This is a genomic window from Kitasatospora sp. NBC_01560 (assembly GCF_045208415.1).
Lineage (GTDB): Bacteria > Actinomycetota > Actinomycetes > Streptomycetales > Streptomycetaceae > Kitasatospora.
Genome location: NZ_CP109364.1, coordinates 4,474,913 through 4,492,113, shown reverse-complemented (window position 1 = coordinate 4,492,113; position 17,201 = coordinate 4,474,913). Strand labels below are relative to the sequence as shown.

Annotated in this window: 3 protein-coding genes and 6 rRNA genes; 8 read left to right on the top strand and 1 reads right to left on the bottom strand. The window is 62.9% G+C overall.

The features are described from left to right. The first annotated feature begins 103 nt into the window (after positions 1-103). The 4 genes from OH807_RS19590 (at position 104) to rrf (OH807_RS19575) (ending at position 7,278) form a co-directional block, all read left to right on the top strand. Positions 104-1,579: a PP2C family protein-serine/threonine phosphatase gene (locus tag OH807_RS19590; RefSeq protein WP_406200492.1), complete on the top strand. Its 1,476-nt coding sequence runs from the start codon at positions 104-106 to the stop codon at positions 1,577-1,579. A 570-nt stretch (positions 1,580-2,149) separates the two neighbouring features. After that, positions 2,150-3,673 (top strand): 16S ribosomal RNA (locus OH807_RS19585). Positions 3,674-3,954: 281 nt separating this feature from the next. Next, positions 3,955-7,076, top strand: a 23S ribosomal RNA gene (locus tag OH807_RS19580). Positions 7,077-7,161: 85 nt separating this feature from the next. Continuing rightward, positions 7,162-7,278, top strand: a 5S ribosomal RNA gene (gene rrf / locus OH807_RS19575). The 16S, 23S and 5S rRNA genes sit together here, the layout of an rRNA operon. Before the next feature lie 117 nt (positions 7,279-7,395). Here the strand turns inward: rrf (OH807_RS19575) and OH807_RS19570 are convergent. Beyond that, entirely contained in the window at positions 7,396-7,863 is a 468-nt protein-coding gene (locus OH807_RS19570) for a hypothetical protein (RefSeq protein WP_406200490.1), read from the bottom strand. A 268-nt stretch (positions 7,864-8,131) separates the two neighbouring features. On the opposite strand from OH807_RS19570, the gene OH807_RS19565 reads away from it, so the two are divergent. The 4 genes from OH807_RS19565 (at position 8,132) to rrf (OH807_RS19550) (ending at position 17,130) form a co-directional block, all read left to right on the top strand. Further along, positions 8,132-11,251: an AAA domain-containing protein gene (locus tag OH807_RS19565; RefSeq protein WP_406200489.1), complete on the top strand. Its 3,120-nt coding sequence runs from the start codon at positions 8,132-8,134 to the stop codon at positions 11,249-11,251. A 750-nt stretch (positions 11,252-12,001) separates the two neighbouring features. Further along, positions 12,002-13,524, top strand: a 16S ribosomal RNA gene (locus OH807_RS19560). Positions 13,525-13,805: 281 nt separating this feature from the next. After that, a 23S ribosomal RNA gene (locus OH807_RS19555) occupies positions 13,806-16,928 on the top strand. A gap of 85 nt (positions 16,929-17,013) precedes the next feature. Continuing rightward, a 5S ribosomal RNA gene (rrf, locus tag OH807_RS19550) occupies positions 17,014-17,130 on the top strand. The last annotated feature ends 71 nt before the right edge of the window (positions 17,131-17,201 follow it).

The window sequence follows — 17,201 nt, the reverse complement described above, 5'->3', positions numbered from 1 at the left end:
GGCCTTCGCCTGACAGGATCTGCCCAACCAAGTCATTACCCCATGTGTCAGTGCGCACACAAAAAGTGATGATATGCCTGGAAACCGAGGAAGCGGCCGTCGTTTGAACCTCATGCGCTGGAGCGCCCGGCTCACCGGAGTCCCTTGGCGTGCCGCCCCGCCGAACGGCGTCGGCACCGACCAGGGCGCGCCGTCCGGCGACGTCGTGGTCCCCAGCCCACGCGACCCCACCAGCCTCGTCAGCCCGACCGAAGTGCTCGACCCGCAGCGGCCCCAGGACCTGCGCGAGGTGCTCAACCGCATCCCCGCCCCGGTCGCCGTCACCTACGGCCCGCTGCACCAGCTCGGCTACGCCAACCGCGCCTACCGCGAACTCTTCGGCGACCGCCCGGCCGGCCTGCCCGCCTGCGACGCCCTGCCGGAGCTCGGCACCATGGGCGTCCTGCCCCTGATGGACCAGGTGATCCGCGGCGGCCGCCCCCGCAGCGTCAAGGCCCGCTGCATCCTCGGCCTCACCGGCAACCGCTACTACAACGTCTCCTGCGTCCCGCTCAGCCGCCACGAGCACCGCACCGAACCGGGCGACACCGAGGAACCCAAGGAGGGCCCACCGGCCGGCGTGCTCATCTACGCCGCCGAGGTCACCGACCAGGTCCTCGCCGCAGCCCGCCTCCGCGAGTCCGAACGCCGCCAGCGCGAAGCGGCCGTCACCCTCCAGCGCAGCCTGCTGCCGCAGAAACTCGACCAGCCCGCCGACCTCCGGGTCGCCGCCACCTACCAGCCCGGCGGCGCGGAGGCCGCGGTCGGCGGCGACTGGTACGACGTGATCGCCATCGACGGCGGCCGCACCGCCCTCGTCATCGGTGACGTCATGGGCCGTGGCCTGCGCGCCGCCGCCGTCATGGGACAGCTGCGCACCGCCGTCCGCGCCTACGCCCGCCTCGACCTGCCCCCGCACGAGGTGATGCGCCTGCTCGACGGCCTCGCCATGGAGATCGACGCCAACCAGATCGCCACCTGCACCTACGCCGTCTGGGACCCGCAGCGCCGCACCCTCACCTACGCCTCCGCCGGCCACCTCCCGATCCTGCTGCGCTGCCCCGACGGCACCGTCCTGCGGAGCGAGGAACAGAACGGCCCTCCCCTGGGCACCGGCGGGGGCGTCCACCTCTCGCATACCCTGCGGCTGCTCCCCGGCACCACCGGCGTCCTCTATACCGACGGCCTGGTCGAGCGCCGGGACGAGGACATCGACCAGGGGCTCGACCTGCTGGCCCGCACCCTCGCCGGCGCGGTCGGCGCGCCCGAGGTCATCTGCGCACGACTGCTGCGGGCGATGGGTGTGACCGCCGAGCACGACGACGACGTCGCCGTGCTCGCCTTCCAGCTGCCGGCCGAGGAGGCCCGCCCGGAACCGGAACCACCTGCGGAATCAGGCGCGGAATCGGGCGCCGACCCGGAGCAGGGGGCGGGCCCGGCGGCCGGTGCGGACGCGTTGCCGGGCGCAGAGCCTGGGCCGGTTGAGGAGTCCGGATCCGAGGCGAACCCAGGGGTTGACTCGACCTCGCCAGAGGTCTAGTGTTCTCCGAGTTGCCTGACAGGGAGCACCGGACACGCATCGGCGCGGACGGTCCCGGGGCGGCCAATCCCTAGAAACACCACTTCCCGGTTCGGGCTGGGTCGCGTTCTGCCTTTTCGGCGTCGCGGCTCGGGCCTTGTTCGGTATGCGTGCTTTTAAATGGGTTGCGGTCGGATTCGCCTTGCGGGGCGGGGATCGGCTAGAGTTTGAAACGTCGGACGGGGCGTCAAGCCGCAGAAGACAGTAGCGAGTTGGATGAACGAAGCGCCGGAAACGGCACGGAAAACATCTGATAAGCTGGAAACACGAAAGAACGAAGCGCCCAGAGGGCCGGTGTGAAAGCCGCCTGAAGGAAGTGTCCGTTCCTTGAGAACTCAACAGCGTGCCAAAAGTCAACGCCAGATATGTTGACATCCCCGGCCTCGATCGTTTGATCGGGGTTGGAGATTCCTTTTGAAGTAAAACACTAGCGAGGACGCAGTGCGCGGGGCCGCCCTATTCCGGTGGTTGCCGTGCCGCTCGACGCGAGTGCAGCTCGACTGCTTTTCATTAAGCACTGTCGAGAAGACATTCACGGAGAGTTTGATCCTGGCTCAGGACGAACGCTGGCGGCGTGCTTAACACATGCAAGTCGAACGGTGAAGCCCTTCGGGGTGGATCAGTGGCGAACGGGTGAGTAACACGTGGGCAATCTGCCCTGCACTCTGGGACAAGCCCTGGAAACGGGGTCTAATACCGGATATGACCACGGTCCGCATGGACTGTGGTGTAAAGCTCCGGCGGTGCAGGATGAGCCCGCGGCCTATCAGCTTGTTGGTGGGGTAATGGCCTACCAAGGCGACGACGGGTAGCCGGCCTGAGAGGGCGACCGGCCACACTGGGACTGAGACACGGCCCAGACTCCTACGGGAGGCAGCAGTGGGGAATATTGCACAATGGGCGAAAGCCTGATGCAGCGACGCCGCGTGAGGGATGACGGCCTTCGGGTTGTAAACCTCTTTCAGCAGGGAAGAAGCGCAAGTGACGGTACCTGCAGAAGAAGCACCGGCTAACTACGTGCCAGCAGCCGCGGTAATACGTAGGGTGCGAGCGTTGTCCGGAATTATTGGGCGTAAAGAGCTCGTAGGCGGCCTGTCGCGTCGGATGTGAAAGCCCGGGGCTTAACCCCGGGTCTGCATTCGATACGGGCAGGCTAGAGTGTGGTAGGGGAGATCGGAATTCCTGGTGTAGCGGTGAAATGCGCAGATATCAGGAGGAACACCGGTGGCGAAGGCGGATCTCTGGGCCATTACTGACGCTGAGGAGCGAAAGCGTGGGGAGCGAACAGGATTAGATACCCTGGTAGTCCACGCCGTAAACGTTGGGAACTAGGTGTTGGCGACATTCCACGTCGTCGGTGCCGCAGCTAACGCATTAAGTTCCCCGCCTGGGGAGTACGGCCGCAAGGCTAAAACTCAAAGGAATTGACGGGGGCCCGCACAAGCAGCGGAGCATGTGGCTTAATTCGACGCAACGCGAAGAACCTTACCAAGGCTTGACATATGCCGGAAACGGCCAGAGATGGTCGCCCCCTTGTGGTCGGTATACAGGTGGTGCATGGTTGTCGTCAGCTCGTGTCGTGAGATGTTGGGTTAAGTCCCGCAACGAGCGCAACCCTTGTTCTGTGTTGCCAGCATGCCTTTCGGGGTGATGGGGACTCACAGGAGACTGCCGGGGTCAACTCGGAGGAAGGTGGGGACGACGTCAAATCATCATGCCCCTTATGTCTTGGGCTGCACACGTGCTACAATGGTCGGTACAAAGGGCTGCGATGCCGCGAGGCGGAGCGAATCCCAAAAAGCCGGCCTCAGTTCGGATTGGGGTCTGCAACTCGACCCCATGAAGTTGGAGTTGCTAGTAATCGCAGATCAGCATGCTGCGGTGAATACGTTCCCGGGCCTTGTACACACCGCCCGTCACGTCACGAAAGTCGGTAACACCCGAAGCCGGTGGCCTAACCCGTAAGGGGAGGAGCCGTCGAAGGTGGGACCAGCGATTGGGACGAAGTCGTAACAAGGTAGCCGTACCGGAAGGTGCGGCTGGATCACCTCCTTTCTAAGGAGCACATGGCCGCTTGCAGGCGAATGTTCTGCACGGTCGCTCATGGGTGGAACGTTGACTATTCGGCACAGGAAGAGATCGGTTCACAAGTACTGCCTTCGGGCGTGGAACGTGGGTTCGGGATTGACTGTGTCGGGCACGTTGTTGGGTCCTGAGGGAACGGCCGTATGGTCGTTGCTTCAGAGATGCCGGTCTCATGCGAGGCGGTCTTCGGATCGTTGAGTGTGGGTGACTGGTCGTTGTTTGAGAACTGCACAGTGGACGCGAGCATCTGTGGCCAAGTTTTTAAGGGCGCACGGTGGATGCCTTGGCACCAGGAACCGATGAAGGACGTGGGAGGCCACGATAGTCCCCGGGGAGCCGTCAACCAGGCTTTGATCCGGGGGTTTCCGAATGGGGAAACCCGGCAGTCGTCATGGGCTGTCACCCATACCTGAACACATAGGGTATGTGGAGGGAACGCGGGGAAGTGAAACATCTCAGTACCCGCAGGAAGAGAAAACAACCGTGATTCCGGGAGTAGTGGCGAGCGAAACCGGATGAGGCTAAACCATCAGCGTGTGAGACCCGGCAGGGGTTGCGCTGGTGGGGTCGTGGGATTTTTCTTGATCGGTCTGCCGGCCGGTCGACGAGTCAGAAACCGTATGGGTAGTCGAAGGACATGCGAAAGGTCCGGCGTAGAGGGTAAGACCCCCGTAGACGAAATCTGTACGGCTCGTTTGAGAAACTCCCAAGTAGCACGGGGCCCGAGAAATCCCGTGTGAATCTGGCGGGACCACCCGCTAAGCCTAAATATTCCCTGGTGACCGATAGCGGATAGTACCGTGAGGGAATGGTGAAAAGTACCGCGGGAGCGGAGTGAAATAGTACCTGAAACCGTGTGCCTACAAGCCGTGGGAGCGTCGGACATGCAGCTTGCTGTGTGTCTCGTGACTGCGTGCCTTTTGAAGAATGAGCCTGCGAGTTTGCGGTGTGTAGCGAGGTTAACCCGTGTGGGGTAGCCGTAGCGAAAGCGAGTCCGAATAGGGCGTTTCAGTTGCATGCCCAAGACCCGAAGCGGAGTGATCTAGCCATGGGCAGGTTGAAGCGGAGGTAAGACTTCGTGGAGGACCGAACCCACCAGGGTTGAAAACCTGGGGGATGACCTGTGGTTAGGGGTGAAAGGCCAATCAAACTCCGTGATAGCTGGTTCTCCCCGAAATGCATTTAGGTGCAGCGTCACGTGTTTCTTGCCGGAGGTAGAGCACTGGATAGGCGATGGGCCTCACCGGGTTACTGACCTTAGCCAAACTCCGAATGCCGGTAAGTGAGAGCGTGGCAGTGAGACTGTGGGGGATAAGCTCCATGGTCGAGAGGGAAACAGCCCAGAACACCGACTAAGGTCCCTAAGCGTGTGCTAAGTGGGAAAGGATGTGGAGTCGCAGAGACAACCAGGAGGTTGGCTTAGAAGCAGCCACCCTTGAAAGAGTGCGTAATAGCTCACTGGTCAAGTGATTCCGCGCCGACAATGTAGCGGGGCTCAAGCACATCACCGAAGTCGTGTCATTGCAGCATATAGGGCCAACGCCTGCTGTGATGGGTAGGGGAGCGTCGTGTGCCGGGTGAAGCGGCGGTGGAAACCAGTCGTGGACGGTACACGAGTGAGAATGCAGGCATGAGTAGCGATACAAGAGTGAGAAACTCTTGCGCCGATTGACCAAGGGTTCCTGGGTCAAGCTGATCTGCCCAGGGTAAGTCGGGACCTAAGGCGAGGCCGACAGGCGTAGTCGATGGACAACGGGTTGATATTCCCGTACCCGCTTTGAAGCGCCAACGCTGAACCAGGTGATGCTAAGGCCGTGAAGCCGGCCCGGAGTCTTCGGACAAAGGGACGTGGTGGAGCCGCCGGACCAAGTCTGTATTAGGTGAGCGATGGGGTGACGCAGGAAGGTAGTCCAGCCCGGGCGGTGGTTGTCCCGGGGTAAGGGTGTAGGGCGTTGTGTAGGCAAATCCGCACAACAATAGCCTGAGACCTGATGCCGAGCCGATTGTGGTGAAGTGGATGATCCTATGCTGTCGAGAAAAGCCTCTAGCGAGTTTCATGGCGGCCCGTACCCCAAACCGACTCAGGTGGTCAGGTAGAGAATACCGAGGCGTTCGGGTGAACTATGGTTAAGGAACTCGGCAAAATGCCCCCGTAACTTCGGGAGAAGGGGGGCCATTCCTGGTGACGAGTCTTGCACTCCGAGCTGGGGGTGGCCGCAGAGACCAGCGAGAAGCGACTGTTTACTAAAAACACAGGTCCGTGCGAAGCCGTAAGGCGATGTATACGGACTGACGCCTGCCCGGTGCTGGAACGTTAAGGGGACCGGTTAGCTCTGATTCGTCGGGGCGAAGCTGAGAACTTAAGCGCCAGTAAACGGCGGTGGTAACTATAACCATCCTAAGGTAGCGAAATTCCTTGTCGGGTAAGTTCCGACCTGCACGAATGGCGTAACGACTTCTCGACTGTCTCAACCATAGGCCCGGTGAAATTGCATTACGAGTAAAGATGCTCGTTTCGCGCAGCAGGACGGAAAGACCCCGGGACCTTTACTATAGCTTGATATTGGTGTTCGGTTCGGCTTGTGTAGGATAGGTGGGAGACTTTGAAGCAGCAACGCCAGTTGTTGTGGAGTCGTCGTTGAAATACCACTCTGGTCGTGCTGGATGTCTAACCTGGGTCCGTGATCCGGATCAGGGACAGTGTCTGGTGGGTAGTTTAACTGGGGCGGTTGCCTCCTAAAGAGTAACGGAGGCGCCCAAAGGTTCCCTCAGCCTGGTTGGCAATCAGGTGTTGAGTGTAAGTGCACAAGGGAGCTTGACTGTGAGACTGACGGGTCGAGCAGGGACGAAAGTCGGGACTAGTGATCCGGCGGTGGCTTGTGGAAGCGCCGTCGCTCAACGGATAAAAGGTACCCCGGGGATAACAGGCTGATCTTCCCCAAGAGTCCATATCGACGGGATGGTTTGGCACCTCGATGTCGGCTCGTCGCATCCTGGGGCTGGAGTAGGTCCCAAGGGTTGGGCTGTTCGCCCATTAAAGCGGTACGCGAGCTGGGTTTAGAACGTCGTGAGACAGTTCGGTCCCTATCCGCTGTGCGCGTAGGAGTGTTGAGAAGGGCTGTCCCTAGTACGAGAGGACCGGGACGGACGAACCTCTGGTGTGCCAGTTGTCCTGCCAAGGGCATGGCTGGTTGGCTACGTTCGGGAGGGATAACCGCTGAAAGCATCTAAGCGGGAAGCCTGCTTCGAGATGAGCACTCCCACCTCCTTGAGAGGGTAAGGCTCCCAGTAGACGACTGGGTTGATAGGCCGGATATGGAAGCCCTGTAAGGGGTGGAGTTGACCGGTACTAATAGGCCGAGGGCTTGTCCTCAGTTGCTCGCGTCCACTGTGTTGTTCTGAAACAACGACCCCCATGCCAGGTCACGGTATGGGTGCGGTTGACAGTTTCATAGTGTTTCGGTGGTCATAGCGTGAGGGAAACGCCCGGTTACATTCCGAACCCGGAAGCTAAGCCTCACAGCGCCGATGGTACTGCAGGGGGGACCCTGTGGGAGAGTAGGACGCCGCCGAACAATCATTCCAGAAAGACCCCCTCCGGATTCCGGAGGGGGTCTTTCTGCGTTTACGGGGCTATTCGCCTCCGCTGCACGCCGTCGATGTGGGAGGACGGGCGCGCAGCGCACGCACTGTCAGCTTTTCCCGGCCTCCGTAGCGAGGAAGTCCCGTACCGCGGACTCGATCCGCTCGCGCAGGTGCTGGTCCGGAGGCTGCTCGTCCAGCAGGACGATCTCCTGCGCGAGATCGGCGAGGGGTTGCAGCGCGTCGGGGTAGCCGAGTTCGGCGGCAGCCGCCTCATGGATGAGCGTGGCTCCCTCCACGGGATCGAGGCGGCGCGCCACGATCAGGCCGGCCCACCATCGCGCCGCGGTCCAGCGTGCCTCGGCAAGATCCTCCGCGGTCAGGGGCAGCAGACCCAGCTCGTCCAGCACGAGGGCGAACAGCTCGCGGGCCTGGGAGTACTCACCGCGCGCCAGCCCGGCGAGCAGGGCCAGCGAGGGCGCCTCGACATCGGCCATCAGGGCGTCGAGGCCCAACTGGACCAGCTCGGCGTCCGACGGGCGTTGCCAGGGCGCCATGGTCAGACTTACGGCATCCATGCGGATCAGGCTGATCGCCACTACTGCGTCCATGTGTTGCCCCACCCCTCGGTTGACTTGCCGTCAGGCAATTCCTACCACCGTGCGCCGGCAGCCGATCGGCGGGCGGCCGGGCGCGCCTGCGCAGCAGTGATTCCGAGCGCCGGCCCGTGCCGGCCCGTGCCGGCCCGCGAGCTCCCGGCGGCTTGCCGGAAGCCGCTCCCGGTGTCGGCCGTGCTCCGTACAGTGGACGGAGCATTCTGCAGACGTCACGGGGGAGCGCAGACGTATGACGCAGACCGAGCAGCCCTATCCGGTCTCGGAACTCCTGGCCGCCGTTCGGGCGGAGATCCGCGCGGAGCGGCGCAATGACGCCAAGGACGCGGAGAAGGCGGAGCTTACGGAGGGGCGGACCGTCTCGGCTGCGGAGGGAAGGTACGAGTACCTCTTCGGGTGCCGCCGGTGGCCGGGCGCGTTCGACGGCAGCCCCGTCCTGGTGCGGGCCTCCCACACGCGCGGTCCGTGGATCCCGGGTGAGGCCTCCCCGCTCCCGGACGGGAAGGTGCGGCTCGTCGTTGCCGAGAGCCTCGGCAACGGGGCGCGCAACGTCCAGGCCCGCAAGGACGATTCGGCCGGGTTGGCGGTTCTGGCCGAGCGCCTGGAGGCGGCGGGCTCGACGGAGGGGAACGTCCGGGTCGAGAGCGCCGGGTGGATCGTTGGGCAGGGAACGCCGGAGGTCGGGCACGCACCGGATCCGGAGCGGTGGGTGGCCGGTTGGCACGGGCTGAAGCTCAATCCGCGCCAACGGACCGCGGTCGTCCAGGCGTTGGCGAGCGAGGCGACGTTCCTCTGGGGCCCGCCCGGGACGGGGAAGACCGATGTCGTCGGCCACATCGTCGAGGGCAACTTCCGCCAGGGCCACAACGTCCTGTTCCTCGCGCCGACCAAGGTCGCCGTCGACCAGGCGCTGGAGCGGATCTGCGATCTGCTGAACGCCGAACCGGCCTTCGGGGAGGGCATCGTCCAGCGGGCCGGTGACATCGAACTGCCGTCACTGCGCGAGCGCTACGGCGAGTACGTCGACACCGGCCGGATCGCGGCGCGGGTCTCGGCGCAGCTGGCCGAGGCGGCGCGGGTGGCGCGGGAGGGACTGGAACGGGCCCGCGCCGGCGTCGCCCTGCACGACGAGGCCCTGGAGCTGCAGGAGCGGCTCACCGCCGACCGGGAGGCCCACAAGGAGGCCGGTACCACGGCCGCGGCCGCGGAGCGGGACGCACTGCGGGCGGAGGCGGGGGCCGCCCGCCTGCGGCTGGACATCGGTGAGGCGGCGGAGCCCAAGGGCTTCCGTGCCGCACGGAAGGAGAGCCGGCTCGCGGCGATGCGGGAGGAGCTCGCCCTGGCCACCGCGGCGGCGGAGTCCGCGCGGTACGTCGAGGCGGCGGCCCGGACGCAGGCCGAGCACCTGGCGGCCCGGATCAGCGGGACGAGCGGGCGCCTCGCGGGTGTCCGGCCCCGGCTGGTGGGCCTGCCGGAGCGGGCGGGCCTGGCCCGCGAGGCGGAGTCCCTGCTCCGGCAGGTCCAGGACGTGGACCGGCAGTTGAGCCGGATCCAGCAGACCGTGCGCTCCCGGTGTCGGGTGATGGGGGCCACCGTCGCCAAGGCCGTGCAGTCGCGGAAGCTGCTCGACCGGGTGGACGTGGTCGTCATCGACGAGGCCGGCATGGTGGACCTGCCGTCGGCCTGGCTGGCCGCCGGCCTGGCGGGCAAGCGGATCGTCGTGGCGGGCGACTTCCGGCAACTGCCGGCGGTCACCAAGGGCGACGGCGACCGCCGGGCCTCGGAGGAGGAGCGCGTCCACTCCCGGTACTGGGCGGCCCGGGACGCCTTCCACGCGGCCGGGCTGGTCACCGAAGCCGGCTCCGTCCGCCAGGACGCGCGCCTCGTGGCGCTGGACACCCAGTACCGCATGCGTGCGCCGATCTGCGGTCTCGTCAACGCGGTGGCCTACCCCGATGCCCCGCTCGCGACGGGCCGTGCGGACGGCAGCCGGATCCCGCCCAACCCGCTGGTCGACGTCCCGGTGATCCTGATCGACACCTCGAAGCAGCGGATACCCGGGCCCGACTACCGGGCCAACACCGTGAACGAGGCGGTCGTGCACGAACTCGTGCGCGGTCTGCAGTACGAAGGGGTGCTTCCCGGCCGCAGATGGGGGAGCGGCGAGCTCGGGGCCGGCGGCCGCGCGACGGACCGGCTGGCCGTCATCGCGCCCTACCGCGCGCAGGTCAAGGCCCTGAAGGGGAGTCTGACGTACCGGTTCGGGGAGGAGTACGAGGGCCTGGTCGACACCATCCACCGGTTCCAGGGCAGCCAGCGCCCGATCGTCGTCTTCGACACCGCCGTCGGCGCGGGCAAGGACCCGGGCATCTTCTACGCCGGGACCGGGCTGTCCTCGCAGACCTGCCGGCTGCTGAACGTCGCCCTCAGCAGGGCGCAGGACCATCTGATCGTCGTCGCCGACGTCGAGCACCTGCGCCGGCACCTCGCCCCCCACAGCGAGGCGCGGGTCATGCTCGACCACCTGGAGCGCCACGCCCAGGTGATCTCGGCGGACCAGCTGATCCCGACGCGCGAGGCGGCGCAGCTGTCCGTCCTCTCCGAGGAGGAACTGGCCCGGCCGGCTTTCTTCCCCGCCGACGAGGTCCAGAAGGCCGTGGAGTGGGACATCGCGCGGGCCCGGACGAGCATCGAGGTCCACTGCGCGTTCCTCGACCCGCAGCCGGTCCAGCGGTGGTCGGACCTGCTCGGGGCACGTGTGGCGGACGGCGTACGGGTCGTCGTTCACACCCGGGCCCCCGGGGAGCAGCGGGAGGCGGCCGGGGCTGCCCGGCACCAGAAGCAGATCGACGTGCTCAGGGCGGCCGGCTGCGAGGTGGTGTTCCGCGACCGGATGCACGAGAAGGTGCTGATCCTCGACAGTGCCGTGCTCTGGCACGGCTCCCTCAACCTGCTGGCGAGCACCGGACCGACCGATCTGATGATGCGCTTCACCGACCCCGCGTCCTGCGAACGGGTCAGCAGGGTCATCCAGCGGGCCCGGAAGGAGCGCGCGGCCTGGAACCCGAGGACCGCCGGCGCGGCCGGCCCCGCCGCTGTCACGGCGGCACCCGGCACCCCGTCCCCGACCGGGTCCACGCCCGCGACCTCGCCTGCGACCCCTGACGCGGGCGGAAGCCGGAAGCCCCGCCCCGGCGAGGTCGTCGACGGGCGGCTCTACCTGGACGTGCCGTTCGGGGAGAAGGACGAGGCGAAGGCAGAGCTCAAGGCCCGCTGGGACGGTCGGAACCGCCTCTGGTACGTCGACGCCGGCCGTGTCACGAGGGAGGCCGCCGCCCGGTGGCTGCCGTGACAGCCGCCGGGCGAACCCGTGAAGCCGGCCGCGCGACAGGTACGCCTGATACCGGTGGAGGCCGGCGCCGGTTGCGCCGGCACGGGGTGAGGGGAGCCGACGCCGGCTGCCGGTCCGCTCGGCCGGAGGCGGTGGAGCTCGGTCCGGTGGTCGATTTTGCTTCCTGCCCGGATGGGCGTAGTGTTGACTGGTCGCTCGGCAGGGAGCACCGGACACGCATCGGCGCGGACGGTCCCGGGGCGGCCAATCTCTGGAAACACCACTTCCCGGTTCGGGCTGGGTCGCGTTCTGCCTTTTCGGCGTCGCGGCTCGGGCCTTGTTCGGTATGCGTGCGTTTAAATGGGTTGCGGTCGGATTCGCCTTTCGGGGCGGGGATCGGCTAGAGTTTGAAACGTCGGACGGGGCGTCAAGCCGCAGAAGACAGCAGCGAGTTGGATGAAGGAAGCGCCGGAAACGGCACGGAAAACGTCTGATAAGCTGGAAACACGAAAGAACGAAGCGCCCGGAGGGCCGGTGTGAAAGCCGCCTGAAGGAAGTGTCCGTTCCTTGAGAACTCAACAGCGTGCCAAAAGTCAACGCCAGATATGTTGACATCCCCGGCCTCGATCGTTTGATCGGGGTTGGAGATTCCTTTTGAAGTAAAACACTAGCGAGGACGCAGTGCGCGGGGCCGCCCTATTCCGGTGGTTGCCGTGCCGCTCGACGCGAGTGCAGCTCGACCGCTTTTCATTAAGCACTGTCGAGAAGACATTCACGGAGAGTTTGATCCTGGCTCAGGACGAACGCTGGCGGCGTGCTTAACACATGCAAGTCGAACGGTGAAGCCCTTCGGGGTGGATCAGTGGCGAACGGGTGAGTAACACGTGGGCAATCTGCCCTGCACTCTGGGACAAGCCCTGGAAACGGGGTCTAATACCGGATATGACCACGGTCCGCATGGACTGTGGTGTAAAGCTCCGGCGGTGCAGGATGAGCCCGCGGCCTATCAGCTTGTTGGTGGGGTAATGGCCTACCAAGGCGACGACGGGTAGCCGGCCTGAGAGGGCGACCGGCCACACTGGGACTGAGACACGGCCCAGACTCCTACGGGAGGCAGCAGTGGGGAATATTGCACAATGGGCGAAAGCCTGATGCAGCGACGCCGCGTGAGGGATGACGGCCTTCGGGTTGTAAACCTCTTTCAGCAGGGAAGAAGCGCAAGTGACGGTACCTGCAGAAGAAGCACCGGCTAACTACGTGCCAGCAGCCGCGGTAATACGTAGGGTGCGAGCGTTGTCCGGAATTATTGGGCGTAAAGAGCTCGTAGGCGGCCTGTCGCGTCGGATGTGAAAGCCCGGGGCTTAACCCCGGGTCTGCATTCGATACGGGCAGGCTAGAGTGTGGTAGGGGAGATCGGAATTCCTGGTGTAGCGGTGAAATGCGCAGATATCAGGAGGAACACCGGTGGCGAAGGCGGATCTCTGGGCCATTACTGACGCTGAGGAGCGAAAGCGTGGGGAGCGAACAGGATTAGATACCCTGGTAGTCCACGCCGTAAACGTTGGGAACTAGGTGTTGGCGACATTCCACGTCGTCGGTGCCGCAGCTAACGCATTAAGTTCCCCGCCTGGGGAGTACGGCCGCAAGGCTAAAACTCAAAGGAATTGACGGGGGCCCGCACAAGCAGCGGAGCATGTGGCTTAATTCGACGCAACGCGAAGAACCTTACCAAGGCTTGACATATGCCGGAAACGGCCAGAGATGGTCGCCCCCTTGTGGTCGGTATACAGGTGGTGCATGGTTGTCGTCAGCTCGTGTCGTGAGATGTTGGGTTAAGTCCCGCAACGAGCGCAACCCTTGTTCTGTGTTGCCAGCATGCCTTTCGGGGTGATGGGGACTCACAGGAGACTGCCGGGGTCAACTCGGAGGAAGGTGGGGACGACGTCAAATCATCATGCCCCTTATGTCTTGGGCTGCACACGTGCTACAATGGTCGGTACAAAGGGCTGCGATGCCGCGAGGCGGAGCGAATCCCAAAAGCCGGCCTCAGTTCGGATTGGGGTCTGCAACTCGACCCCATGAAGTTGGAGTTGCTAGTAATCGCAGATCAGCATGCTGCGGTGAATACGTTCCCGGGCCTTGTACACACCGCCCGTCACGTCACGAAAGTCGGTAACACCCGAAGCCGGTGGCCTAACCCGTAAGGGGAGGAGCCGTCGAAGGTGGGACCAGCGATTGGGACGAAGTCGTAACAAGGTAGCCGTACCGGAAGGTGCGGCTGGATCACCTCCTTTCTAAGGAGCACATGGCCGCTTGCAGGCGAATGTTCTGCACGGTCGCTCATGGGTGGAACGTTGACTATTCGGCACACTGGGTTGGCATCCGTTAGTACTGCTTCGGCGTGGAAGACGGATTGTTGATCGGGTGTGTCGGGCACGTTGTTGGGTCCTGAGGGAACGGCCGTATGGTCGTTGCTTCAGTGATGCCGGTCTCACTTGAGGCAGCCCGTTCGGGGTTGTTGATGGTGGGTGACTGGTCGTTGTTTGAGAACTGCACAGTGGACGCGAGCATCTGTGGCCAAGTTTTTAAGGGCGCACGGTGGATGCCTTGGCACCAGGAACCGATGAAGGACGTGGGAGGCCACGATAGTCCCCGGGGAGCCGTCAACCAGGCTTTGATCCGGGGGTTTCCGAATGGGGAAACCCGGCAGTCGTCATGGGCTGTCACCCATACCTGAACACATAGGGTATGTGGAGGGAACGCGGGGAAGTGAAACATCTCAGTACCCGCAGGAAGAGAAAACAACCGTGATTCCGGGAGTAGTGGCGAGCGAAACCGGATGAGGCTAAACCATCAGCGTGTGAGACCCGGCAGGGGTTGCGCTGGTGGGGTCGTGGGATTTTTCTTGATCGGTCTGCCGGCCGGTCGACGAGTCAGAAACCGTATGGGTAGTCGAAGGACATGCGAAAGGTCCGGCGTAGAGGGTAAGACCCCCGTAGACGAAATCTGTACGGCTCGTTTGAAGAACTCCCAAGTAGCACGGGGCCCGAGAAATCCCGTGTGAATCTGGCGGGACCACCCGCTAAGCCTAAATATTCCCTGGTGACCGATAGCGGATAGTACCGTGAGGGAATGGTGAAAAGTACCGCGGGAGCGGAGTGAAATAGTACCTGAAACCGTGTGCCTACAAGCCGTGGGAGCGTCGGACATGCAGCTTGCTGTGTGTCTCGTGACTGCGTGCCTTTTGAAGAATGAGCCTGCGAGTTTGCGGTGTGTAGCGAGGTTAACCCGTGTGGGGTAGCCGTAGCGAAAGCGAGTCCGAATAGGGCGTTTCAGTTGCATGCCCAAGACCCGAAGCGGAGTGATCTAGCCATGGGCAGGTTGAAGCGGAGGTAAGACTTCGTGGAGGACCGAACCCACCAGGGTTGAAAACCTGGGGGATGACCTGTGGTTAGGGGTGAAAGGCCAATCAAACTCCGTGATAGCTGGTTCTCCCCGAAATGCATTTAGGTGCAGCGTCACGTGTTTCTTGCCGGAGGTAGAGCACTGGATAGGCGATGGGCCTCACCGGGTTACTGACCTTAGCCAAACTCCGAATGCCGGTAAGTGAGAGCGTGGCAGTGAGACTGTGGGGGATAAGCTCCATGGTCGAGAGGGAAACAGCCCAGAACACCGACTAAGGTCCCTAAGCGTGTGCTAAGTGGGAAAGGATGTGGAGTCGCAGAGACAACCAGGAGGTTGGCTTAGAAGCAGCCACCCTTGAAAGAGTGCGTAATAGCTCACTGGTCAAGTGATTCCGCGCCGACAATGTAGCGGGGCTCAAGCACATCACCGAAGTCGTGTCATTGCAGCATATAGGGCCAACGCCTGCTGTGATGGGTAGGGGAGCGTCGTGTGCCGGGTGAAGCGGCGGTGGAAACCAGTCGTGGACGGTACACGAGTGAGAATGCAGGCATGAGTAGCGATACAAGAGTGAGAAACTCTTGCGCCGATTGACCAAGGGTTCCTGGGTCAAGCTGATCTGCCCAGGGTAAGTCGGGACCTAAGGCGAGGCCGACAGGCGTAGTCGATGGACAACGGGTTGATATTCCCGTACCCGCTTTGAAGCGCCAACGCTGAACCAGGTGATGCTAAGGCCGTGAAGCCGGCCCGGAGTCTTCGGACAAAGGGACGTGGTGGAGCCGCCGGACCAAGTCTGTATTAGGTGAGCGATGGGGTGACGCAGGAAGGTAGTCCAGCCCGGGCGGTGGTTGTCCCGGGGTAAGGGTGTAGGCCGAGTGATAGGCAAATCCGTCACTCATTGAGGCTGAGACCTGATGCCGAGCCGATTGTGGTGAAGTGGATGATCCTATGCTGTCGAGAAAAGCCTCTAGCGAGTTTCATGGCGGCCCGTACCCCAAACCGACTCAGGTGGTCAGGTAGAGAATACCGAGGCGTTCGGGTGAACTATGGTTAAGGAACTCGGCAAAATGCCCCCGTAACTTCGGGAGAAGGGGGGCCATTCCTGGTGACGAGTCTTGCACTCCGAGCTGGGGGTGGCCGCAGAGACCAGCGAGAAGCGACTGTTTACTAAAAACACAGGTCCGTGCGAAGCCGTAAGGCGATGTATACGGACTGACGCCTGCCCGGTGCTGGAACGTTAAGGGGACCGGTTAGCTCTGATTCGTCGGGGCGAAGCTGAGAACTTAAGCGCCAGTAAACGGCGGTGGTAACTATAACCATCCTAAGGTAGCGAAATTCCTTGTCGGGTAAGTTCCGACCTGCACGAATGGCGTAACGACTTCTCGACTGTCTCAACCATAGGCCCGGTGAAATTGCATTACGAGTAAAGATGCTCGTTTCGCGCAGCAGGACGGAAAGACCCCGGGACCTTTACTATAGCTTGATATTGGTGTTCGGTTCGGCTTGTGTAGGATAGGTGGGAGACTTTGAAGCAGCAACGCCAGTTGTTGTGGAGTCGTCGTTGAAATACCACTCTGGTCGTGCTGGATGTCTAACCTGGGTCCGTGATCCGGATCAGGGACAGTGTCTGGTGGGTAGTTTAACTGGGGCGGTTGCCTCCTAAAGAGTAACGGAGGCGCCCAAAGGTTCCCTCAGCCTGGTTGGCAATCAGGTGTTGAGTGTAAGTGCACAAGGGAGCTTGACTGTGAGACTGACGGGTCGAGCAGGGACGAAAGTCGGGACTAGTGATCCGGCGGTGGCTTGTGGAAGCGCCGTCGCTCAACGGATAAAAGGTACCCCGGGGATAACAGGCTGATCTTCCCCAAGAGTCCATATCGACGGGATGGTTTGGCACCTCGATGTCGGCTCGTCGCATCCTGGGGCTGGAGTAGGTCCCAAGGGTTGGGCTGTTCGCCCATTAAAGCGGTACGCGAGCTGGGTTTAGAACGTCGTGAGACAGTTCGGTCCCTATCCGCTGTGCGCGTAGGAGTGTTGAGAAGGGCTGTCCCTAGTACGAGAGGACCGGGACGGACGAACCTCTGGTGTGCCAGTTGTCCTGCCAAGGGCATGGCTGGTTGGCTACGTTCGGGAGGGATAACCGCTGAAAGCATCTAAGCGGGAAGCCTGCTTCGAGATGAGCACTCCCACCTCCTTGAGAGGGTAAGGCTCCCAGTAGACGACTGGGTTGATAGGCCGGATATGGAAGCCCTGTAAGGGGTGGAGTTGACCGGTACTAATAGGCCGAGGGCTTGTCCTCAGTTGCTCGCGTCCACTGTGTTGTTCTGAAACAACGACCCCCATGACATGGCCTGTCGTGGGTGCGGTGACAAGTTTCATAGTGTTTCGGTGGTCATAGCGTGAGGGAAACGCCCGGTTACATTCCGAACCCGGAAGCTAAGCCTCACAGCGCCGATGGTACTGCAGGGGGGACCCTGTGGGAGAGTAGGACGCCGCCGAACAATCATTCACAAAGAACCCCTGATCCCTAGCGGATCAGGGGTTCTTTGCGTTTCCCTGCGTTTCCGGTTGA

Coding starts and splice junctions, on each gene's coding strand:
- OH807_RS19570 (WP_406200490.1), bottom strand. CDS start 7,863: ATGGATGCCGTAAGTCTGACCATGGCGCCCTGGCAACGCCCGTCGGAC.
- OH807_RS19565 (WP_406200489.1), top strand. CDS start 8,132: ATGACGCAGACCGAGCAGCCCTATCCGGTCTCGGAACTCCTGGCCGCC.